This is a genomic window from Arthrobacter sp. zg-Y179, from assembly GCF_020907345.1.
In the GTDB taxonomy this organism is placed as follows: Bacteria; Actinomycetota; Actinomycetes; order Actinomycetales; family Micrococcaceae; genus Arthrobacter_B; species Arthrobacter_B jinronghuae.
The window spans coordinates 671028-691474 of the sequence record NZ_JAJJOB010000005.1 but is presented as its reverse complement, the minus strand read 5'-3'; the positions used below and the strand labels follow the sequence as shown (position 1 = coordinate 691474).

Genomic DNA, 20447 nt, shown 5'->3' with positions numbered 1-20447 from the left:
ATTAGGTTTCGGTGCTGCGGACCGGCTGACGCAGCACCGTCCGCAGCTTCTCCGGAGCCGCCCGCCGGGGGTCGCTGAGGTACACCTCGTGGTGGTCGCCGTTGAAGGTCAGGTGACGTTCGGGCATCCAGGAGTCGTGCAGCCGGGACAAGACCGGGCCCTCGGCGTCGTAGGGCCCGACGAAGAGGATCTGAGCCGCAAGACCCTCCGTGAGTGTCTGCAGCCGCACCTGTTCCAGGCCGGGAAGTTTCTTTTTAGCCTCCACGGAGGCAACAGCTGCGTCCACCATTTCCGGGGTGATCCACTCCGGCTGGGCAATCAGCATGGTCCATTCCCAGGCGCTTTTGTCGCGGCGGACAAAGGCCTCCGGATCCTCCGCGCGCCACAGACCTTCCAGCGGGCCGACCGTGAAGTCCGCCTCCAATTCATCCTTGGAGGCGAACTTCAGCGAATACGCCACCGGATACAGGCACTCGAGCGCCCGGGTGTATTCGGGGGAAGTGTTGGGGTCACCGTGCCCGTCCACGGCTAGGTAGTGCATGATCGGCACATCCACCAGCGTGAAGTCGCCGCCGCGGGGCGCATACAGTTCCGGATAGGACCGTTTCAGGTCGAACTTTTCCATGCGTTGTCCACCTTTCGAGCGGCTTTCCAGCGTAGGCGGATGTGCCCGCATACCGGGAGGCCCGGCCGGTGAAGGGCAACCCGGCATAACCAAAAAGCAACCGGCAGCAAAACGGCGGCCCCCGCAAAGCCGGGGACCGCCGTCGTTGTGATGAAGCCGAGGAGCCTACAGCCCTTCGATGGCCGCCTTGGCCTGCGGATCGGAATCGTCGAGGAACTTGCGGATCCGGTCCACTTCCTCGGTCTCGCCGATGGCCGCAGCCGCGCGGCCGAGCGCGTACAGCGAGCGCAGGAAACCGCGGTTGGGCACGTGCGACCACGGGATGGGGCCGATGCCGCGCCAGCCGGCACGGCGCAGGGAATCCAGTCCGCGGTGGTAACCCACCCGGGCGTACGCGTAGGACTCGACGTTGCGGCCCTCTTCGAACGCCTCGTCCGCGAGCGCGGCCCACACCTGCGAGGAGGTGGGGAACTTCGCTGCGAGATCCACCGGTTCGTCGCCTGCCTCCAGGCGGGCGACGACGTCGGTCTCCTCCGGCAGGTAAGTGGCGTCGGGGCCGAGGAGGTTCTTGCGGAATTCGTCTGACATTAGAGTGCCTTACCTGCCGATCCAAGGTTCTGTGCTGCTTCCACCACGCGGGCGGCCATGCCCTTTTCAGCGGCTGCACCCCAGACGCGCGGATCGTACTGCTTCTTGTTACCCACTTCGCCGTCCACCTTCAGCACGCCGTCGTAATTGCGCAGCATGTGGTCCGCCACCGGACGCGTGTAGGCGTACTGGGTGTCGGTGTCGATGTTCATCTTCACGACGCCGTAGGAGACGGCGTCGGCGATCTCCTGGGCGGAGGAACCCGAGCCGCCGTGGAAGACCAGGTCGAACGGCCGGTCCTTGCCGATGGAACCGCCCACCGCGTCCTGGATTTCCTTAAGGATTTCCGGGCGCAGCTTCACGCCGCCGGGCTTGTACACGCCGTGCACGTTGCCGAAGGTCAGGGCGGTGATGTAGCGGCCCTTGCTGCCGTCGCCGAGGGCTTCGATGGTGGCCATGCCGTCCTGGACCGTGGTGTAGAGCTTGTCATTGATGGCGTTTTCCACGCCGTCCTCTTCACCGCCGACGGTGCCGATCTCGACCTCGAGGATGATCTTGGCGGCCGCCGTGCGGGCCAGCAGTTCCTGCGCGATGCGCAGGTTATCTTCGAGGGTCTCGGCCGAGCCGTCCCACATGTGCGAGTTGAAGATCGGGTCCTCGCCGCGCTTGACGGCGGCTTCGGAGGCGGCCAGCAGCGGCAGGACAAAGTCGTCCAACTTGTCCTTGGGGCAGTGGTCGGTGTGCAGCGCAATGTTCACGTTGTAGCTCTTGGCCACTTCCTTGGCGTAAGCCGCAAACGCGAGGGAACCGGCGACCATGTTCTTCACGGAGGAGCCGGACCAGTAGGCCGCACCGCCGGTGGACACCTGCACAATGCCGTCCGAACCTGCTTCGGCGAAACCTGCGAGCGCAGCGTTGAGCGTCTGCGAGGAGGTGACGTTGACTGCCGGATATGCGAAGCCCCCTGCCTTGGCTCGGTCGATCATCTCGGCATAAATCTCCGGGGTTGCAATAGGCATGCTGACTCCAAGGTCGATACGGCAGGGCCTTCAGCCCTCGTTGGCTCCTTACATCCTAGCCACAAGTGTCCCTGAGACATCAGGTACCGCCGCCGATTACGACGGCGGTTTTCGGCACGGAAGCTTAGTTCACCTTCTGGCCGAATACGTACCGGCGGATCCAGCCGTGCATGGCGATGGCCGCAGCGGAACCTGCGTTGATGGAACGGGTGGAGCCGAACTGGGCAATGGACAGGGTGGCGTCCGCTGCGGCGTGGACTTCCGGGCTTAGGCCGGGGCCCTCCTGTCCGAAGACCAGCACGCAGTTCTCCGGGAGTTCATAGGTTTCCAGCGGCACGGAGTCCGGAAAGTTGTCGATCCCGATGATGTGCAGCCCTTCGCTGCGGGCCCATTGCACAAAGTCCTCGACGGTGGGGTGGTTGCGGATGTGCTGGTAGCGGTCGGTGACCATGGCGCCGCGGCGGTTCCACCGGCGTCGTCCGATGATGTGCACTTCCTTCGCCATGAAGGCGTTGGCGGTGCGCACCACGGTGCCGATGTTGAAGTCGTGCTGCCAGTTCTCGATGGCGACGTGGAACGGATGCCGCCGGGTGTCCAGGTCCGCCACAATCGCGTCATGCTTCCAGTAACGGTATTCGTCCACCACGTTGCGGGCGTCCCCGTTGGCAAGCAGTTCAGGGTCCCAGTGATCCCCTTCCGGCAACGGCCCTTCCCAGGGGCCCACACCCACCTGGTGCAACGGTGCGGCGGCTTCATCTACGGTGTCATTGCTGACTTCTTCGGGGCTGTCTATCACCCTTCCAGCCTAAGGTGAAAGACTGGCAACGCCCGCTTCCGGCGCCTCCGGGACAGGTTCCAAGGCCGTGCGGCGCGCTTGTGAGTCGAGGCAGTAAATGCAGTATGCGAGAAATGGGAGACCGTGGGCGAAAACGAGAACATTGAATGCTGGCTGACGGACATGGACGGGGTCCTGGTTCACGAAAACCACCCGATTCCGGGTGCCGCTGAGCTGATCGACCGCTGGGTTGCCACATCCAAGCGGTTCCTGGTACTGACCAACAACTCCATCTACACCCCGCGGGACCTCGCCGCACGCCTGCGTGCCTCGGGACTGGAAGTCCCGGAAGAAAACCTCTGGACGTCCGCGCTGGCCACGGCCGAGTTCCTCAAGGACCAGGTGAAGAACTCCGGCACTCCGGGACGCTGCTTCGTGGTAGGCGAGGCCGGACTGACGACGGCGCTGCACGAGGCAGGCATGATCCTCACCGACACCGCTCCGGACTACGTGGTGCTGGGCGAGACCCGAACCTATTCCTTTGGCACCATCACCAAGGCGATCCGGCTCATCCTGGACGGCGCGCGTTTCATCGCCACCAACCCGGACGTCACGGGCCCTTCGCAGGAGGGACCGCTCCCTGCGACGGGCGCCATTGCCGCACTGATCACGGCGGCAACCAAGATGGAGCCCTACATTGTCGGCAAGCCGAACCCGATGATGTTCCGGTCCGCGATGCGCAAGATCGACGCCCACTCCGAAACCACGGCCATGATCGGCGACCGGATGGACACCGACATCGTGGCAGGCATCGAGGCGGGACTGCACACTGTGCTGGTGCTCAGCGGCATCACACAGCGCGAGGACATCAACCGGTATCCGTTCCGGCCCACGCAGATCATGAACTCGGTGGCGGACCTGATCAACACCATCTAGGGAAGCACGGTCTCGGGAAGCACGGTCCAACGAAGTCCGGATGGCCTATATTCGGAATCTGTACATGTTCATGGGGGGAACTGCAGCATGAAGTGGAAGCAAGTGTCCGCCCTGATTCCTGCATTGATCTTGGGGGTCGCGCTGCTTCTCCTCGGCGTTGCAGGAGTTGGCGTGGGTTTCTACACCGCATATTCGGATCATCGGCTAGTGGCGAACGGCACTGCGACGGCCGGCACGGTCACTGAGGTTGACTTCGGAAAATGCGGCCGGAGGTATTCACGGTGCGCTTTCCCGACGCTGACCTATGTCGATCACCTTGGAATGAAACACTCCAAGGTCGGCCCAAAATCGAATTACAACACCAAAAGGGACGGCGCCGAAGAGACTTTTGCCGAGAGTCTCCACGGAGAGGAATTCACCGTATTTTATGATCCCTCCAATCCCGGCAAAGCAGTGGTGGAGGGTGAGGAGAGTTCCTACTTGGCCCCATTGGTGGGGTTGGTCCCCGGAGCGGTTGGCGGCGTTATTACCTACGGGATCACGGTTGTGATGGTCCATATTCGCAAAAAATCCCTGGCAACCGGGACGGCCGGTGGGAAAGCTTAGACATAGTCCGGGGCCCTGTCACTCCAGAGGTTTCAGGCCGGTGACCGGGCCCGGCGCCGGTTATTCCAGCGGATCCGGACCTTCCGCGGGCTCGGGCGGGTCGAAGAGCCGCAGAACCTCCAGCACTATGTCCTCATAAACCGCGGGGTTCCACTGCGGGCTCGCGTGGGCCGGGAGGGCTCCTTCGGGTGACCAGCGAGCTGGTCAGCAGGTTCTCCGGGAACGCAGCCTCCCAGCCGGCCCGGGCCACGGCATAGTCCACCGTTTTGTCCTCCGGGTTTCCGATGAACGCCAGCTTCGTCCCGCCCAGTGATGCCGAAAACCGGGGAGCCGTGAAGTGGTAGATGTAGGACGCCTGGGACTGGATGAGCCGGCTGGACGGGGCCAACGGCGAAAGCTGTTCCAGGGTTTGTTCCGCAACCGTCCGCCAGGACCGTTCGTTCCGGTGCAGTACGCGCTCCCCCAGTTCGTAGCCCCCGCGCAGCCCGGTGGTGATCCGGTAGCCGTTGTCGTGCAGAAACACCGCTCCCTTGAACATGGTCCGGTCGCGGACTGCAGTCCGGCCGGAGGGGCTGGAGTCCAGGACAATCAGGTCGACGGCGATCCCGCGGTCGGCCAGGCCGGCGGCCACCTGCACCGCCAGCATCCCGCCGAAGCTGTGCCCGTAAAAGTAGACGCGCGTCAGCGAGTATTCCCGGATGGCTGCCTGCACCGCCTCGAGGATTGCCGGGACTTTCAGACCTAGATTGGAATACCCGATCCCGGCCAGCTGTCCCCGCGTGGCCAAAGCCGGGCGCAGGGAGCGCAGGAGCCAGCCGGTTTCCTCCCAACTGGTTTTGTAGCCGGGGAACAGGAACCACATGGCATGGGGGAACCGCCGTTCGGCGTCCTCGTCGGGCACCCGCAGGATTTCCAGCTCTTCCCGGTAGTGCTGGACGCGGTCGGTGACAACGAGATCGGTGGTGAGCACGATCCCCGCAAGCGAACCGGCCAGGAAGCGGCGCCTGGATACCCGGTGCAGGTCTGCCGTGGTCCGAAGGAGATCCCCCGGAGCGGGAGGTTCCGGTTCCATCGAACCGGTGCCGCGGCGGTTGCTGCCGCTATCCGAGGCCGAGTTCATCCTTGCCGAACGCAAACAGATAGGGAACGCCGGCCTCGGCCTCGATGCGCTCCTTGGCTCCGGTGTCCCGGTCCACGATCACGGCCACGGCAACCACGTTGCCTCCGGCGTTGCGCACACCCTCGACGGCGGCCAGCGCCGACCCGCCGGTAGTGGAGGTGTCCTCCAGGACCACTACGTTGCGGCCGGCGACGTCGGGGCCTTCCACCTGGCGGCCCATCCCGTAGGACTTCTGTGCCTTGCGGACAACAAAGGCGTCCACACCCCGGCCGGCGCGGGTGGCCGCGTGCATAACGGCGGTGCCCACCGGATCAGCTCCCATGGTCAGTCCGCCCGCATTGGTGAACTCAATGCCTGCACTGTCCAGCAGTTCCAGCATCACGTCGCCGACCAGCACCGAGGCTTCGTGCTGCAGCGTGACGCGGCGCAGGTCAATGTAGTAGTCCGCCTCGGCGCCGGAGGACAGCACCACTTTGCCGCGCACCACGGCCAACTCCATGATCAGTTCGAGCAGCCGGGCGCGGGACGGGGCAATCGCGGGCGAAGTCATGGCTCAATCCTAGCTACCCCCGGTGCTTCCAGCGCAGGACCCGCAGGTTGCGGGCCGCACGCGGATGGCCTGCGTCGGCGGCCCGTGTGAACCAGGACCGGGCTGCAGCCACGTCCGGCGGATCCAACCGATCCGACAACAGGACTCCGAGGCGCACCATGGCCTCCGCGTCCCCCGCGTCGGCAGCCCGTGTGAACCAGGACCGGGCTGCAGCCACGTCCGGCGGATCCAATCGATTCAGAAGCAGGCTTCCGAGGCTGGTCATCGCGTTGATGTGTCTAAGGTTTGCGGCCTTGGTGTACCAGGTACGGGCTGCGTCTACGTCCGGCGGATCCAGCTGGTTCAACAGCAGGTGGGCGAGGTTGAACTGCGAGTGGGGGTCGCCGACCTGCGCGGCACGGGTGTACCAAAAACGGGCGTCGCCCAGCTCCGGTGGATCCAGCCTGGAGGCCAGTAAGTAGCCGAGGCTGAACTGCGCCTCGGCGTTGCCGGCGTTGGCAGCTTCCGTTAACCAAAAGCGCGCGCCGGCCAGGCTCGGGGGATCCACCCTGTCCGTCAGCAGGGCGGCAAGGCTGGTCATCGCCTCGGGATCCCCTGCCTTCGCGGCCTGGGTCAACCAGAAGCGGGCACCCTCCAGGTCCGGCGGGTCGCGGGTCAGGAGGACCCCGAGGACGTACATCGCGTCGACATCCCCGGCCCTGGCATCCTCCCTCATGCTGGCGAGGACCGCCTCCGGCGGATTCCAGAAAACTACGTTATTCATTCGTCCCCCAGGTACGTCCGCATCAACCGTCATCAGGGAACCATGCCAACCAGCCTGGAACAAGTTCCCGTCAGAAGCTGCGCGATCCTTACTCGGACTGCCCTTCCCGGGCACGGCGCGCCCGTCGGATATAGGCTGTGATCCATGCGGAAACTACAAGCGGAAATCATTGCCGAACTGGGAGTTCAGCCCACCATTGATGCGGCCGCGGAAATCCGCCGCCGGGTGGACTTCCTCAAGGACTACCTGCACGCCTCGCACACCTCGGGGTACGTTCTGGGCATCAGCGGCGGCGTGGATTCCACGCTTGCGGGCAAGCTCGCCCAGCTCGCCGTGGACGAGCTGAAAGCCGAGGGCACCGACGCGCAGTTCATTGCCCTCCGACTGCCGTATAAGGTCCAGCATGACGAAGCGGACGCCCAGGCATCCCTCGAGTTCATCGCGCCGTCCAAGTCCCTGGTCTACAACGTCGGACCTGCGGTGGACGGCTTCGAAGACGAATACGTGAAGATGACCGGCGAGAAGATCACCGACTTCAACAAGGGCAACATCAAGGCCCGGGTACGCATGACCGCGCAGTATGCAGTGGCCGGCCAGCACAACCTCCTGGTAATCGGCACCGACCACGGCGCCGAATCCGTCACCGGATTCTTCACGAAGTTCGGGGACGGCGGCGCGGACCTCCTGCCCCTCTCCGGCCTGGACAAGCGCCAGAACCGGGCTCTGCTGGCGGAGCTGGGCGCCCCGGAAAAGCTCATCGGCAAGGCACCCACCGCCGACCTGCTGGACGACAAGCCCGGCCAGACCGACGAAACCGAACTGGGCCTGAGCTACGACACCATTGACGGCTACCTGGAAGGCGGGGACACCCCCGCCGAAGACGCCGAAAAGATCGAGGCACGCTTTGTGATGACCCGGCACAAGCGCACCGTACCCGTCACTGTTTCCGACACCTGGTGGAAATAGCTCCCTTTCCCTGACCCGGGCCCTCCTGAGCGGGCGGTCCATCCCTGCCGCCCGCTCACGTCGTGTGGCGCGGGGCGCAGTGTGGAGCCGGACGGGATTCGGTAACGTAGCAGTGTGAAGATAGCTACCTGGAACGTGAACTCCATCCGCGCCCGAGCCGACCGTATTGAGGCCTGGCTGCAGCGCTCCGACGTCGACGTCCTTGCCATTCAGGAAACCAAGGCGAAGGACGACAATTTCCCCTGGGAACTGTTCGAAAAGAACGGTTACGAGGTGGCCCACTTCGGGCTGAGCCAGTGGAACGGTGTGGCGATCGCGTCCCGCGTGGGGCTCGACGACGTCGAACGCACCTTCCCAGACCAGCCGATGTTCGGCAAGACCGAAGAAACCACGGTGGCCGAGGCCCGCGCCATCGGCGCCACCTGCGGCGGCGTGCGGGTGTGGAGCCTGTACGTCCCCAACGGCCGGGCCGTGGATGATCCGCACATGCCCTACAAGCTGCAGTGGCTCAAGACGCTCAAGGACCACGCAGCGGAGTGGATTACCAAGGATCCGTCCCTGGAACTGGCCCTGATGGGCGACTGGAACATTGCCCCGCAGGATGACGACGTGTGGGACATCGACTGGTTCCGCGCCCAGAACGCCACGCACATCACCGAACCGGAGCGGCAGGCCTTCAACGAGTTCCTGAACGCCGGGTTCACCGACGTCGTCCGGCCCTTCCATCCCGGCCCCGGCGTCTACACCTACTGGGACTACACCCAGCTGCGGTTCCCCAAGCGCCAGGGCATGCGCATCGACTTCGTCCTGGGCTCCCCGGCCCTGGCCAAGCGCGTGACCGGAGCCGTGATCGACCGGGAAGAACGCAAGGGCAAGGGCGCTTCGGACCACGCACCCGTGATTGTGGAACTGGACTAGCCGTGACGCGGCATCCGCAGCAGTCGCTGTACCGCACCTTCCCGTTTGTCTCCTACCTCCGTGTCTACGAGCCGCTGGACGCCTTTGATGACAGCCAGCAGCTGGCAATCATGGAACAGCGCTCCCGCGGACGCCACGAAACCGAGGTCCTGGAACGCACCGATGCCGTCCGCCGGCTGGTCCGGGTGGTCTCGGACCCCTTCCCGCACAACGCCACGGACTTGGTCCGGGTGCTGCATTATCCGGCGCAGGAAGGGGTCACCAACCGGTTGTACTGCCCCAACCAGCTGGCCGTGCGAACCTCCCTGGCGGCGGAATCCCTGGGCGAGTCCATCCGCGGCCCCCTGGTGGACGTGCTGGTTCCGGAAGTAGCCCGCGAGGCCCACGCCGCGCGGCTGGATCCGGACTCCTTTGCCGACTCGCTGGCGAAGCTCCACACCCGCTCCGCCACCTGGGGCGTGCCCTTCGGCTGGTTTGTCCTGCTGCACGAGGAGGACCACACCGAGGTGGTGGAGGATGACGGCCATGTCCAGACCGTCCGCCTCTCCGCGCCGGTGCTGCAGTGCATTGACCGGGCGCGTGCAGCCTCGGCTGCCCTGGCCATGGCCGCACCGGAACTGGACCTGCTGGACGAACTGGCCGAGCTGACCGCCTGGCTGGAGGTCTTTGACCCGGACGCCGTGCTGGAACTGGACTACGGCCCGGTGGCGGACCTCGTCTTCCCGGACGATTCCCCCTCCGACGTGCGGCTGGGGATCGAGTCCCTGGCCGACGGCGACATGACCGGCGCTGCCGCCGCGTACCGCCGGCTGGCGTCGCGGTGGATTCCCATCCGGCAGCTGGCCCGGGCCTCCTAGGCAGTCCTAGCGGACCCGGTCCTCCCGGTTGAAGCGCAGCCGGCGTCCGGCCTCCAGGCTCAGGAGCACCGGTGTCTGGTGTCCGAGGACGGTGTCCAGGGTTTCCACCAGGGCGGTGGCGTCGGCAGCAATCAGGTGCGGGGCGGCGCCCTGCCGCGGGGTGATCCGCACGCGCAGGGCGCTGCGCCCCTTCACGGAGTAGGTGCTGACGGCGGAGGCTGCGACGTCGGGGTTGTCCTGCAGGGCGGCGCGCAGGGCCTGCTCGGCCACGGTTCCGCTGATCGCGACCCGGCCGGGGGCGCCGTCGTCGTCGTACTCGGAGACAAGGGTTCCCGTCCGGCCGCCGCCCTGGCCGGCCATCCACACCGCCATCAGCACGATGCCCAGGAAGCTAAGCACGGCAAGTGCGACCCAGATCCAGCTGCCGCCGCCCCCGGGCAGTGCCGTGGCGGAGAGCGTTGAGTCGATGGCCTGCCCGGCATCGGCTGCGAACCCATGCCAGGCCCGTGCGGCAGCAGGCCACGCGGAAATGAGCACCAGCCCGGCGCCGATGCACATCAGTACGAGGCCAAGAAGGCCAAGCAGGAAACGGTTCAGTGCCCGCGGTGTGGCATTCACTGTCCAATCACCCCGGCTTCGGCGACGCGTACACGGACCGCCGGCTGCGGATCCAGTTTGGTCAGCAGCAACTCGTCCTCCACAGCGCTCCGCACCGCCTCGGCATCCACGGGAGTGCCCGACGTCGGGCGGATCTGCACCTCCACCAGGGTCCTTCCCACCGTAACGAGCACCTGCTGCGGCGTGACGTCAGCGCGCATCCGGGCGCACCGGGCCAACGACGCGGCCAGGACTTCGCCGTCCACAACGACGGCGGCACGCGGGTTGGGCAGCGCATAACGGGCGCGGCGTCCGGGCAGCACGGCCGGCAGGAAGAACAGCAGGCCGGCAAGGAAGATCAGCGCGCCGGACAACCCGAGGATCACCGGGTCCGTCCCTGCGGGAAGGTCCGCCAGCCACCGCCCGAAGGTAGGCGGATCGATCAGCCACGCCTCCTGGCCCAGCGCCTGGAGCACGGATTCCAGCAGCACGTACGCGAAAAAGAGGATGCCAAGGACGGCCGCAAAGGCCGACGCGGCAGTGCGGGCCGAATGGGTTTCCCGTCGGAGGATTCTGTTGGTTACGTCCAGATCTGCCTGCTTCACTGCACCCGCCTTCCTTCAACCGGCAGCGCGCCGGTGATGCGGATGTCGACGCGGGAAAGACTGGACCCGGTAAGGTCTGCCACCCGTCGGAGCAGGACCGGCTTGGCAGCGTGTGCCCGCTCCCAGACTGTCCCGCCGGCGTGCTGCAGCATGGCCGGAGTAAGGGCCTGCAGCGGTGGCAGGGCGATGGGCAGGGATACCGAGAGCGCCAGCAGCCCCCGGTCATCGGTCCACTGCACGCGCACCTGCTGTGCCGGCACGCCGAAGTATTCGGACGCGGCCGCCTTGGCGGTGCTGGTCAGCGCCTGGGTACTGATCCGGTTATGCCCGGCCAGCCCCGCCCCGGTCTGAATCGCCGGAGGCGCGGTCATCCCGGCGGCGCTCACGAAGAGGAGCGGCGGCCGGTCAGCGCATCGGAAACGCTGCGGAAGTCAATCTTGCCTTCTGCAGCGCGGCCCAGCAGCGCTCCGACTGCAATGAACAGGGCGGTCAGCAGAAAGCCCCAAAAATCGAATATCAGTGCGGCGAAAGCCAATACGGCCCCGACTGCCATTCCCACCACTGTTGGTTTCATTTCCCCTGCCTTAATACCTGCTCCACATAACCCGGTGCGTCCTGCGAGGAACGTGCTTTGAAGCCTATACCGCTTTCGCGCCGCCAACCGGTGCGGTACCGGGTGGATCGGTGGGAAGGTGTACGTCCGAAATTTCAATGTTAACTTCCACCACGCGAAGGCCCACGAGTTTCTCCACGGCACCGTAGACCGCGGCACGGACATTGTTCGCGACGACCATCAGCGCATTGCCGTAGACGGCGATCAAGCTGATATCGACGGCAACTTCCCGTTCGCCGACTTCCACGTGCACACCGGAGGTGGCGCTTGTACCGCCGACGGCGTCGCGGACGGCACCGAGCGCCCGTCCCGAACTGTTGCCGAGGTTGAAGACGCCGGGAACTGCCCGAGCAGCAATCGCGGCAACTTTGGCCACCGCCTGCTCGCTGATGGAATTGCGGCCGCCGATCGCGGCGGCATCACCGGCACCGGCTACGGCGTGCGCCGGGGTTGACGGCGCGGGGGCGAGTGGTGCCGCAGTGACGGGAGCGTTCGCTGATGTGTTCCGGGGCTCATCCATGGGTTCAGCGTATCCCGGGAGCGGAACGTTTTGCAGGGCGCAGCAGCCGGGCTGTCATCGCTGCGCACGCGCCGGGCCGGCCGGTAGCTTCCGGCGGGCAAATTCCGGCGGGCCGCCTCGGCCGGCAACTTCCACCGGCAAAAAGAAAAACCCCGTCCTGTCTCCTGCGAGACAGCTACGGGGTTTTAGCTGGTGGCTCCGACCGGCGTCGATCCGGTGACCTTTCGATTTTCAGTCGAACGCTCTACCAACTGAGCTACAGAGCCTGGCATCATCAACCGATGATCACCGAGATCTTCCAAATCGCTTCAGAAAATCTGAGCGACCCTGACGGGACTTGAACCCGCGACCTCCGCCGTGACAGGGCGGCGCGCTAACCAGCTGCGCTACAGGGCCTTGCATTTCACGAGTGTAAACTCTACCAGATTCTCACCGGCTCATTTACCACTCCTGAGTACCCCCAACGGGATTCGAACCCGTGCCGCCGCCGTGAAAGGGCGGTGTCCTAGGCCGCTAGACGATGGGGGCCAACAGAACACACATGGATTGAAGCGGCTGGTGAACCAGTCGTTTCGCTCCGTTGTGGACTCTAAAACTATAGGGCTTATTTCCGGAATATCCAAAACGCTTCCGGTGAGGCCTGCGCCACTACAGTGGAGGGGTGCCAATCGAGATGAATCCGGATGAGTTCGACGCCTGCGTGGAAGCCGCCCTCGACTCCATTCCTGCCGACCTGTCCCGCGCCATGAACAACGTGGCGGTCTTCATTGAGGACGAGTACGTGCCGGGCCCGCACGAAGATCCGGACACGGAACTGCTAGGGGTCTACGAAGGGACCCCGCTGACCGAGCGGGATTCCTGGTGGGATGCGGGTTCCCTGCCGGACCGGATTGTGGTGTTCCGCGGGCCTTTGCTGCGGATGTGCGACAGCCGGGAGGAAGTAGTGGACGAGGTCCGCATCACCGTCATCCATGAGGTGGCCCATCATTTCGGCATCGACGACGAGCGGCTGCACGAACTGGGCTGGGGCTAGCCTTTAAGCATGGGTGAACATCAAGGGCACAGCCACGGACTGGGCGCAGTCACCGCTACCGGTAAGCACCGGCGGCGCCTCCTGATCGTTTTCCTGATCACCATCTCGGTGGTCCTGATCCAGGTTGCCGGTGCCCTGCTTTCGGGGTCGCTGGCGCTGCTTGCCGACGCCGGCCACATGCTCTCCGACGCAGCAGGCGTTTCCATTGCGCTGTTCGCGGCCTGGATTGCCGCCCGCCCGGCCACAACCCGGCGGACCTACGGCTACCAGCGGGCCGAAGTCCTGGCGGCCTTGGCCAACGCCGTGCTGCTGATCGTGATTGCCGTAGTGATCTTTGTCGAGGCGGTCCGCCGCCTGGGCAGCGAGCCCGACGTCGACACCGGGCTGATGCTGCCGTTCGCCGTCGTCGGCGGCCTGGCCAACCTCATTTCCCTGCTGGTCCTGCATGCCGGACGCAAGGAATCCCTGAATGTGCGCGGCGCCTATCTGGAGGTGCTGGGGGATCTCCTGGGCTCGGCTGCCGTGGTGGTTTCCGCCGTCGTCATCATGACCACCGGCTATCAGCAGGCGGATACCTGGGCCTCGATCCTGATTGCCCTGATGATTGCCCCGCGGGCCTGGTCGCTGCTGCGGGAAGTGATCGACGTGCTGCTGGAGGCCACCCCGCAGGGCGTGGACGTGGGCATGATCCGCGACCACATTGTGTCTGTGGACGGGGTGTCCGACGCGCACGACATCCACATCTGGACCATCACCTCCGGTGTTCCGGTGTTCTCCGCACACGTGGTGGTGGAAGAGGAGCACCTCACTCCGGACGGCCTGGACACGGTACTGGACCGGCTGACCAGATGCCTGAGCAGCCACTTCGACACCGAGCACTGCACCTTCCAGCTGGAGCCGGCCAGCCATGCAGTGCACGAGGGCCAGCAGCACGCCTGAGCGCGACGCCGCCTACTCCGCGATCATGGGGCCGAAGTTAGGCCGGTCCAGCAGCCTCGGATCCTCATGGTCCGGCACCACCATCAGCGGGCCCTTGGCGTGGTGCAGCACGCTCTGGCTGGTGGACCCCATCAGCATGCCGGCGAAGCCGCCGCGGCCGCGGGTGCCCAGCACCAGGAGTTCAACCTTTGCGGTGCGTTCAATCAGGATCTCGCCCGGGGACCCGTCCACCAGCTCAACGGTCATCTCCAGTCCCGGGAAGTGGCTCTGCAGCCAGTCCCGGCCGGCGTCGAGCTGTTCATGCAGTTCCGCATGCAGCGCCTCGATGTCGAGCGGGGCAGGCACCCAGGCCAACGAGCCGGTGAACGGCGGCAGCGCGCACAGAATACGCAGCGGCAGGCCCATGCCCTGCGCCTGTTCGGCCGCAACCAGCGATGCGGCGCGACCCTGTTCCGAGCCGTCCACTCCGACGACGACGGCGCGGTGCACGGCATCCGGGTCCGGCGAGTTTGCCGGTGGCCGCACTCCCGAGTCGGGAAGCCGTCCGGCGGTCCGCAGCGGCACCACGACGGTAGGGCACTTCGCGTGCGCCGGGAGGGCACTGGAGACTGAACCCAGCAGGCGCCCGACAAAACCGCCGCGGCCGCGCGATCCCACCACCATCAGGTCCGCGTCTTCGGAGAGCTCCAGCAGGACTGCGGCCGCATCTCCGCTCTCCACCCGGGGAATTACTTCAACCCCGTAGTGGCTGATCCGCTCCACGGCTTCATCCAGCACCTGCTGGGCGCCGTCCCGGATCATTGCGTCATCAACCGTGGTGTAGCCGGCGTCCATCGAGGAAGCAGCGAAAATGGGCACCGTGTACGCCGTGACCACGTGCAGCGGGCACTGCCGCCGCCGTGCTTCCCGGGCAGCCCAAAACAGGGCGCAGATGCTCTGGTCGGATCCGTCCACGCCGACGACGATGCCCGCGGGCCCGTCAGCGCCGGGCCCTGTACCCCAGGTCGAATCAGTCATATGCCGCTCCTTCGGGTCCCCAACCGGCAATTACCCTTCCGGCTGTCGTTGGCAGTAGCGTACCGCGCCGGGTGCCCGGCCACGCTACCGCTGCAGGGCAAGTGCCTATAGGGTGCCGCTTTGAAGCCTGTGGGGAGGGTTACCAAGACCGTCGGAAGGAACGACTGCGTGGATTCTTTCCCGAACGCGCAAACCGGTTCCACTGGGCATGAGGAAACAAAGCACGAGGAAACGGCAACGGAGCTGACCGGGGCCGTGGTGATTGGCTGCGGCCTCAGCGGGTTGGCGGTGGCCACCGAGCTATGCCGCCAGGGCGTGGACTCGATAGTGGTCCACGGACCGGCACCGGCCGCAGCCACCATCAGGGAAGCCGCGTCAGAGCCGGAGGTGTTCCCGGACCGGTTGGAGGTGCTGCGCGTGCTGCACGCCTATGCTGCCAGCCACCGGCTGGACGTCCGGGAGGATTCCGAAGCGCAGGAAATGACCTTGGCGGCTCCCGCCGGCCTGCTTCCCTCGCCGGCGGCTGCCAGCGGCAAATGGGCCATCCGCACCGGCAGGGAACTGCTCCTGGCCGACTATGTGGTGCTCACCAGCTGCTCCAGATCGGATCTGCGGAAGCTGGCCCGAGGGCTGGGCGTGGGCGCCGGACCGGAAGCAGTGGAGGCGTTGCGGGGAATCGGCGTGTATCTGGTCGGCGTCGGCGAGAACCTCCTGCCGTCCCTCCGCGGGCTCATGCGCCAAGCCAAGGCAGCCGGAGAGGCGATTGCGGACGCGGCGTCACCTGCCCCGCAAGCCCCTACCCAGGGGTGAGCGCTAGTCCTCGCGCAGCCGCCGGCGGACGATCAGGGCAATCAGCACTGCCACAGCGACCAGCACCACAGCGGCCGGAACAACCACCGGCCACGGGGATCCGGCGTCGTCGGACCGGTTAAGCACCGGGCTTTGACTTGCATCGGGCCGCAGGGGCGCAGCAGTAGACGGAGCGGGGGTGGCGGTGCCGGTGCCGGTGGCGGTGCCGCCGCCGCCGCCTGCCACCGTAAACCCGAATGTCCCCTCGATCGGGTGGGCGTCAGAGGACACCACGCGCCACTGAACCGTGTAGCTGCCGGCGGGCGCTCCGGTGCGGAGCTGCTGGGTGGCGGTGTTGTCCAGGATCCGCACCTGGCCCTGCGCCCAGTCTGTTCCATCCTCATCCAGGATCCGTACCTCGGAGCCGATGGCGGCAGGAACACTCGAAAAGGTCAGCTCCACGGATTCCGGAGCCGCATCCAGCACCGAGCCGTTGCCCGGAGTGCTGCCCGTCAGTTCGTCATGCGCCGCGGCGGGCGGAGCAGACACCAGCAGCACCGCGCAGAGGGCGAGCAGGAAAACAGCGGCCACGGGGGCGAAAACAGACCGGGAGAGGTAAGAGCGCACAGAAATCATCACCGTTTCAGCGTAACGGAGCGCCGTTCCGGGGCACCGTCATGTCCGGAACGATAAGATCTAAGTGCAGGATTCCCTCATCATCCCCCCACTGGTCAGTTCAGAGGACGCGTCATGCTCAAGCAAGGTTCAAAGCTGGACCGGTACTTCGAAATCACCAAGCGTGGTTCCTCCGTATCCGCCGAAGTGCGCGGCGGCCTGGCCACCTTCTTCGCCATGAGTTACATCGTGGTCCTTAACCCGCTGATCCTCGGCGGTGAGGACTCGATGGGTAACACCATGCCGGGGCCGGCAATCGCCGCGGGCACCGCCCTGGTGGCGGGCATCCTGACCCTCATCATGGGCATCTGGGCCAAGCACCCGTTCGCGATCGCCACCGGTTTGGGCGTCAACGCCTTCGTGGCCGTGACGGTTGCCTCGAATGACGGGTTGACCTGGCCGGATGTGATGGGCTTGGTCGTGATCGCGGGCCTGGCGATGGTGATCCTGGTCCTCACCGGATTCCGTACCGCGGTCTTCCGCGCCGTGCCGCCCAGCCTGAAGACCGCCATCGTGGTGGGCATCGGCTTGTTCGTGGCGCTGGTGGGCCTGGTCAATGCCGGATTTGTCCGGCGTAACCCGGATGCGGCCGGCACCACTGTGCCGCTGGGCCTGGGCAACGGCGGCCAGTTGCTGGGGTGGCCCACGCTGGTGTTTGTCTTCGGCCTGCTGCTGACCATTGTGCTGATGTCCCGCAAGGTGCGGGGCGCGATCCTCATCGGCATCGTCGCATCGACCGTTTTCGCCGTCCTTGTCGAATGGCTGGCCGATCCGGGCAGCCAGGGTGCCGGAGTGGCTTCCGGCTGGTCGCTGGTGACCCCGAGCATGCCCCAATGGGCTGCCCCGGATCTCTCCCTGATCGGCGATGTCAGCCTCGTAGGACCCTTCCAGACCCTGGGCGGAGTTGCCGCCTCGCTGCTGGTCTTCGTGATCCTGCTCAGCATCTTCTTCGACGCGATGGGCACCATGGTGGGCCTCGCCACCGAGGCCGGCAGCATCGACAAGGACGGCAACATCCCCCGCGTGGAGCGCGTTCTCCTGGTGGATGCCGCAGGTGCGGTGGCCGGCGGTGGTGCCGGTGTTTCCTCCAACCAGATTTTCGTGGAGTCCGGCGCCGGCATCGGCGAAGGTGCGCGCACCGGGCTCGCCTCCGTGGTAACCGGCCTGCTGTTCATCGTGGCCATGTTCCTGACGCCGCTGATCTACCTGGTGCCGTTCGAGGCCGTGGCCCCTGCCCTGGTGGTCGTGGGCTACCTGATGGTCTCCCAGGTGGGCAAGATCGACTGGAGCGACATCGGACTGGCCCTGCCGTCCTTCCTCACCTTCACGCTGATGCCGTTCACCTACTCGATCGCTGACGGCCTGGGTGCGGGGTTCATCTCCTTCACCATCATCCGCGTCTTCCAGGGCCGGGGCCGTGAGGTCCACCCCCTGATGTACGTGGTGGCAGCGGCATTCGCCCTGTTCTTCGGCATAGGTCCCATCAGGGAAATAGTGGGAATCTAGGCAGGGAGCTATTCCCCCGGTACTGCTAAACAAGAAGGGATCCGCGGCTGCGGATCCCTTCTTGTTTTTATCCGGTTTGGGCACCGGCAACCGCGTCAGCTAGGCAGTTGGAAAACGCTCCCACACCCGGTGGTTGGCCAGGAGCGCGGTAACGCCGGACGCAACTTCGGCGGCTCCGCCTACAACAACGCCGGCCGTTTGCGCCGGGATGCCGGCGGCCGCAAGAACCGAACCTCCGTCGCCCCAGGCACCAATGGCCTTGGCGTGGCGGAAGGCTTCGGCCAGGAGCAGGGTGACCCTCGGGTCAAGCGAGGGGTGCCCGCCGGGGTTGCCCGCCTTGGCATCCAGGCTGTCCGCCGCATCCGGTGCCGCGGCACCCGAGGCCGCCACGATCACGGCGTCGAATTCGGTGGAGCGGGCCGTCAGGTAGGTCCGCTGGACAGTGATTTCCGCACCCAGCTTGCCACCGTGCGGGGCAATGACCAGCGGAACCATGCCCTCCGCGTGGATAGCTGCCAGGACTTCGGAAACCGAGGCAAGGTCGGACGATTCATCGGCGACAACACCGACCACCCGACCTGCCACCGGCCAAGAGCCTCCGAGCTGGCTGAGCGCAGGGCTGGGGGCGGTATCGGCAACAGCGAGGGCGGGTGCCGGGGCCGTAAGGCCCAGGCCGGCTGCCACGTCGTCGGCAAGGCGCTTGTCGATATTGGCAAGCGACTGGAGCTGGCGCAGCCGGATGTTCTCCTCATAGCACTTGCCCAGTTCAAACGTGTAGGCCTGGACCACATGGTCCTGCTCCACCGGAGTCAGGGAACGGAAGAACATCCGCGCCTGGCTGTAGTGGTCATCAAATGTTGCCGGATTCTCGCGCACTTTACGGGCCGCGGGCACCTCGACGGGAACGTCAATGAAGGCACCCATGTCTGCTCCGGCCATAAAGGGGCAGCCGCCGTCGAGGGAGTTGGGCTGGTACGGCGCCACGCCGGAATGGTCCGCGCTCTGGTGGAACCCGTCCCGGAGCATGTCGTTGACGGGTGCATGCGGGCGGTTGATGGGAATCTGGCTGAAGTTCGGGCCACCCAGCCGGGTCAGCTGCGTATCGATGTAGGAGAACAACCTGCCCTGCAGCAGCGGGTCATTGGTGACGTCGATGCCCGGCACCAGGTGTCCGGGATGGAAGGCCACCTGTTCGGTTTCCGCGAAGTAGTTCGTGGGGTTCGCGTTGAGCGTCATGGTGCCGATGACCTGGACGGGGGCCAGTTCCTCGGGGACGAGCTTGGTCGGGTCCAGCAGGTCGATGCCCTCGAACATTTCGTCTTCGGTGTCGGGGAAGACCTGGATGCCCAGATCCCACTGCGGGAATGCGCCGGCTTCAATCGCGTCTGCGAGGTCGCGCCGGTGGAAGTCCGGATCCATGCCGTTAATGATCTGCGCTTCTTCCCAGACCAGGGAGTGCACACCCTGCCGGGGCTTCCAGTGGAACTTCACCAGGGTGGTTTCGCCCGCGGCGTTGACCAGGCGGAAGGTGTGGACGCCGAAGCCTTCCATGGTGCGGTAGGACCGCGGGATACCGCGGTCCGACATGTTCCACATGGTGTGATGCTGCGCTTCGGTGTGGAGCGAGACGAAGTCCCAGAAGGTGTCGTGCGCGCTCTGGGCCTGCGGAATCTCACGGTCCGGGTGCGGCTTCCCGGCGTGGATCACGTCGGGGAACTTGATGGCGTCCTGGATAAAGAACACCGGAATGTTGTTGCCGACCAGGTCATAGTTGCCCTCGGCGGTGTAGAACTTGGTGCTGAATCCCCGGGTGTCCCGGACGGTGTCCGCGGAACCGCGGGAGCCGAGCACGGTGGAGAAGCGAACAAAGACGGGGGTTTCCACGCCCTTGGCCAGGAAGCCGGCCTGCGTGACTCCTTCGGCGGCGCCGTTGGCCGTGAACACACCGTGGGCTGCAGCGCCGCGGGCGTGGACCACGCGCTCGGGAATGCGCTCGTGGTCGAAGTGGGTGATCTTTTCCCGCAGGTGGTGGTCCTGCAGCAGCACCGGGCCCCGGGGGCCGGCCTTCAGCGAGTGATCAGTGTCCCGCAACCGCGCACCCTGGGCAGTTGTAAGGAATTGTCCGCTCTGCGCGGTGGAGGCCTTCGGCGCCCCGGTGGCCACACCTGTGGCAGTAACGGTCTCCGGCCCGTCCTGGTCCGGTTTGGGCGGCAGCGGTTCGCGCGGCTGCGTCGGTTCGGCCAGTTCCGGGGCCTGCGACGCCGGGACGCCGGGAACGGGCAGGTCGGTTTCGGATGTGCTCTTGCTGAACATGTAGCCTCCATCGTGGTTGGTCCACCGCCACCCAAAGGCCGCGGCCGTCCTCACCACCCTACTGAAGTAAGCATGCTGACTGTTAACCCGAGGCTGCCGGACCGGCACCCTCCGGCG

24 protein-coding genes and 3 tRNA genes are annotated in these 20447 nt (G+C 65.7%); 9 read left to right on the top strand and 18 right to left on the bottom strand.

All coding sequences use genetic code 11. The features are described from left to right. Nucleotide 1 precedes the first annotated feature (1 nt). The 4 genes from LOC56_RS06515 to LOC56_RS06500 all read right to left on the bottom strand — a co-directional run bounded on the left by LOC56_RS06515 (nt 2) and on the right by LOC56_RS06500 (nt 3025). The gene (locus LOC56_RS06515) at nt 2–625 is read right to left on the bottom strand and encodes a GyrI-like domain-containing protein (protein ID WP_229951455.1); all 624 of its coding nucleotides are present in this window, start codon (nt 623–625) and stop codon (nt 2–4) included. A 165-nt stretch (nt 626–790) separates the two neighbouring features. Further along, nucleotides 791–1213: a DUF3151 domain-containing protein gene (locus tag LOC56_RS06510; protein ID WP_229951454.1), complete on the bottom strand. Its 423-nt coding sequence runs from the start codon at nt 1211–1213 to the stop codon at nt 791–793. Beyond that, nucleotides 1213–2232 carry a class II fructose-bisphosphate aldolase gene (fbaA, locus tag LOC56_RS06505; RefSeq protein ID WP_229951453.1) on the bottom strand — a complete coding sequence of 340 codons (1020 nt, stop codon included), beginning with the start codon at nt 2230–2232 and terminating at the stop codon, nt 1213–1215. The genes LOC56_RS06510 and fbaA overlap by 1 nt, the downstream gene beginning before the upstream one ends. A gap of 124 nt (nt 2233–2356) precedes the next feature. Beyond that, nucleotides 2357–3025, bottom strand: coding sequence for a TrmH family RNA methyltransferase (locus LOC56_RS06500; protein ID WP_229951538.1), 669 nt, complete (start codon nt 3023–3025; stop codon nt 2357–2359). Between the two features lie 165 nt (nt 3026–3190). Here LOC56_RS06500 and LOC56_RS06495 point away from each other — a divergent pair, with 165 nt between their 5' ends. Beyond that, entirely contained in the window at nt 3191–3943 is a 753-nt protein-coding gene (locus tag LOC56_RS06495) for an HAD-IIA family hydrolase (RefSeq protein ID WP_229951537.1), read from the top strand. A gap of 87 nt (nt 3944–4030) precedes the next feature. Further along, complete coding sequence (locus LOC56_RS06490; RefSeq protein WP_229951452.1) at nt 4031–4549, top strand: DUF3592 domain-containing protein; 519 nt, start codon at nt 4031–4033, stop codon at nt 4547–4549. 133 nt (nt 4550–4682) lie between these two features. Here the strand turns inward: LOC56_RS06490 and LOC56_RS06485 are convergent, their stop codons facing one another. Genes LOC56_RS06485 through LOC56_RS06475 form a run of 3 tightly spaced genes read right to left on the bottom strand, consistent with a single transcriptional unit; the run spans nt 4683 to nt 6982 of the window. Then, on the bottom strand, nt 4683–5621 hold the full coding sequence (locus LOC56_RS06485) for an alpha/beta fold hydrolase (RefSeq protein ID WP_229951451.1): 939 nt from the start codon (nt 5619–5621) through the stop codon (nt 4683–4685). A gap of 28 nt (nt 5622–5649) precedes the next feature. Continuing rightward, nucleotides 5650–6219, bottom strand: a complete 570-nt coding sequence (pyrE, locus tag LOC56_RS06480; RefSeq protein WP_229951450.1) for an orotate phosphoribosyltransferase — start codon at nt 6217–6219, stop codon at nt 5650–5652. A 13-nt stretch (nt 6220–6232) separates the two neighbouring features. After that, nucleotides 6233–6982, bottom strand: coding sequence for a tetratricopeptide repeat protein (locus tag LOC56_RS06475; RefSeq protein WP_229951449.1), 750 nt, complete (start codon nt 6980–6982; stop codon nt 6233–6235). A 144-nt stretch (nt 6983–7126) separates the two neighbouring features. Here LOC56_RS06475 and nadE point away from each other — a divergent pair, with 144 nt between their 5' ends. From nadE to LOC56_RS06460, 3 genes are all read left to right on the top strand, one after another. Further along, the gene (nadE, locus tag LOC56_RS06470; protein ID WP_229951448.1) at nt 7127–7948 is read left to right on the top strand and encodes an ammonia-dependent NAD(+) synthetase; all 822 of its coding nucleotides are present in this window, start codon (nt 7127–7129) and stop codon (nt 7946–7948) included. Between the two features lie 114 nt (nt 7949–8062). Further along, nucleotides 8063–8866: an exodeoxyribonuclease III gene (locus tag LOC56_RS06465; protein WP_229951447.1), complete on the top strand. Its 804-nt coding sequence runs from the start codon at nt 8063–8065 to the stop codon at nt 8864–8866. A gap of 2 nt (nt 8867–8868) precedes the next feature. Further along, nucleotides 8869–9723, top strand: coding sequence for a hypothetical protein (locus tag LOC56_RS06460; RefSeq protein WP_229951446.1), 855 nt, complete (start codon nt 8869–8871; stop codon nt 9721–9723). A 6-nt stretch (nt 9724–9729) separates the two neighbouring features. On the opposite strand, the gene LOC56_RS06455 is transcribed toward LOC56_RS06460, so the two are convergent. From LOC56_RS06455 to LOC56_RS06420, 8 genes are all read right to left on the bottom strand, one after another. Beyond that, nucleotides 9730–10341: a hypothetical protein gene (locus LOC56_RS06455; protein ID WP_229951445.1), complete on the bottom strand. Its 612-nt coding sequence runs from the start codon at nt 10339–10341 to the stop codon at nt 9730–9732. Beyond that, nucleotides 10338–10925 carry a DUF6286 domain-containing protein gene (locus tag LOC56_RS06450; protein WP_229951444.1) on the bottom strand — a complete coding sequence of 196 codons (588 nt, stop codon included), beginning with the start codon at nt 10923–10925 and terminating at the stop codon, nt 10338–10340. Before LOC56_RS06450 ends, LOC56_RS06455 begins: the two co-directional genes overlap by 4 nt. Next, a complete protein-coding gene (locus LOC56_RS06445) occupies nt 10922–11296 on the bottom strand; it encodes a hypothetical protein (RefSeq protein ID WP_229951536.1) in 375 nt (124 codons plus the stop codon). The genes LOC56_RS06450 and LOC56_RS06445 overlap by 4 nt, the downstream gene beginning before the upstream one ends. Nucleotides 11297–11307: 11 nt before the next feature. Continuing rightward, entirely contained in the window at nt 11308–11499 is a 192-nt protein-coding gene (locus LOC56_RS06440) for a DUF2273 domain-containing protein (protein ID WP_229951443.1), read from the bottom strand. Between the two features lie 64 nt (nt 11500–11563). Continuing rightward, nucleotides 11564–12058: an Asp23/Gls24 family envelope stress response protein gene (locus tag LOC56_RS06435; RefSeq protein WP_229951442.1), complete on the bottom strand. Its 495-nt coding sequence runs from the start codon at nt 12056–12058 to the stop codon at nt 11564–11566. 190 nt (nt 12059–12248) lie between these two features. Beyond that, nucleotides 12249–12324: transfer RNA gene (locus tag LOC56_RS06430), tRNA-Phe, on the bottom strand. A 56-nt stretch (nt 12325–12380) separates the two neighbouring features. Beyond that, a tRNA-Asp gene (locus LOC56_RS06425) sits at nt 12381–12454 on the bottom strand. A gap of 59 nt (nt 12455–12513) precedes the next feature. Beyond that, nucleotides 12514–12586, bottom strand: a tRNA-Glu gene (locus tag LOC56_RS06420). A gap of 145 nt (nt 12587–12731) precedes the next feature. Here LOC56_RS06420 and LOC56_RS06415 point away from each other — a divergent pair. After that, a complete protein-coding gene (locus tag LOC56_RS06415; protein WP_229951535.1) occupies nt 12732–13091 on the top strand; it encodes a metallopeptidase family protein in 360 nt (119 codons plus the stop codon). A 9-nt stretch (nt 13092–13100) separates the two neighbouring features. Continuing rightward, nucleotides 13101–14030, top strand: a complete 930-nt coding sequence (locus tag LOC56_RS06410; RefSeq protein ID WP_229951441.1) for a cation diffusion facilitator family transporter — start codon at nt 13101–13103, stop codon at nt 14028–14030. Nucleotides 14031–14042: 12 nt separating this feature from the next. Here the strand turns inward: LOC56_RS06410 and LOC56_RS06405 are convergent, their stop codons facing one another. After that, nucleotides 14043–15047, bottom strand: a complete 1005-nt coding sequence (locus LOC56_RS06405; RefSeq protein WP_229951440.1) for a universal stress protein — start codon at nt 15045–15047, stop codon at nt 14043–14045. A 168-nt stretch (nt 15048–15215) separates the two neighbouring features. Between LOC56_RS06405 and LOC56_RS06400 the strand changes: the two genes are divergently transcribed. Beyond that, nucleotides 15216–15857 (top strand): FAD-binding protein, encoded by a 642-nt coding sequence (locus LOC56_RS06400; RefSeq protein ID WP_229951439.1) that lies wholly within the window; start codon nt 15216–15218, stop codon nt 15855–15857. A gap of 3 nt (nt 15858–15860) precedes the next feature. Here the strand turns inward: LOC56_RS06400 and LOC56_RS06395 are convergent, their stop codons facing one another. After that, the gene (locus LOC56_RS06395; RefSeq protein ID WP_229951534.1) at nt 15861–16472 is read right to left on the bottom strand and encodes a copper resistance CopC family protein; all 612 of its coding nucleotides are present in this window, start codon (nt 16470–16472) and stop codon (nt 15861–15863) included. Between the two features lie 114 nt (nt 16473–16586). Here LOC56_RS06395 and LOC56_RS06390 point away from each other — a divergent pair, with 114 nt between their 5' ends. Further along, a complete protein-coding gene (locus LOC56_RS06390) occupies nt 16587–18017 on the top strand; it encodes an NCS2 family permease (protein WP_229951438.1) in 1431 nt (476 codons plus the stop codon). 99 nt (nt 18018–18116) lie between these two features. On the opposite strand, the gene LOC56_RS06385 is transcribed toward LOC56_RS06390, so the two are convergent. Next, nucleotides 18117–20330 carry a catalase gene (locus tag LOC56_RS06385; RefSeq protein ID WP_229951437.1) on the bottom strand — a complete coding sequence of 738 codons (2214 nt, stop codon included), beginning with the start codon at nt 20328–20330 and terminating at the stop codon, nt 18117–18119. Nucleotides 20331–20447: the final 117 nt, after the last annotated feature.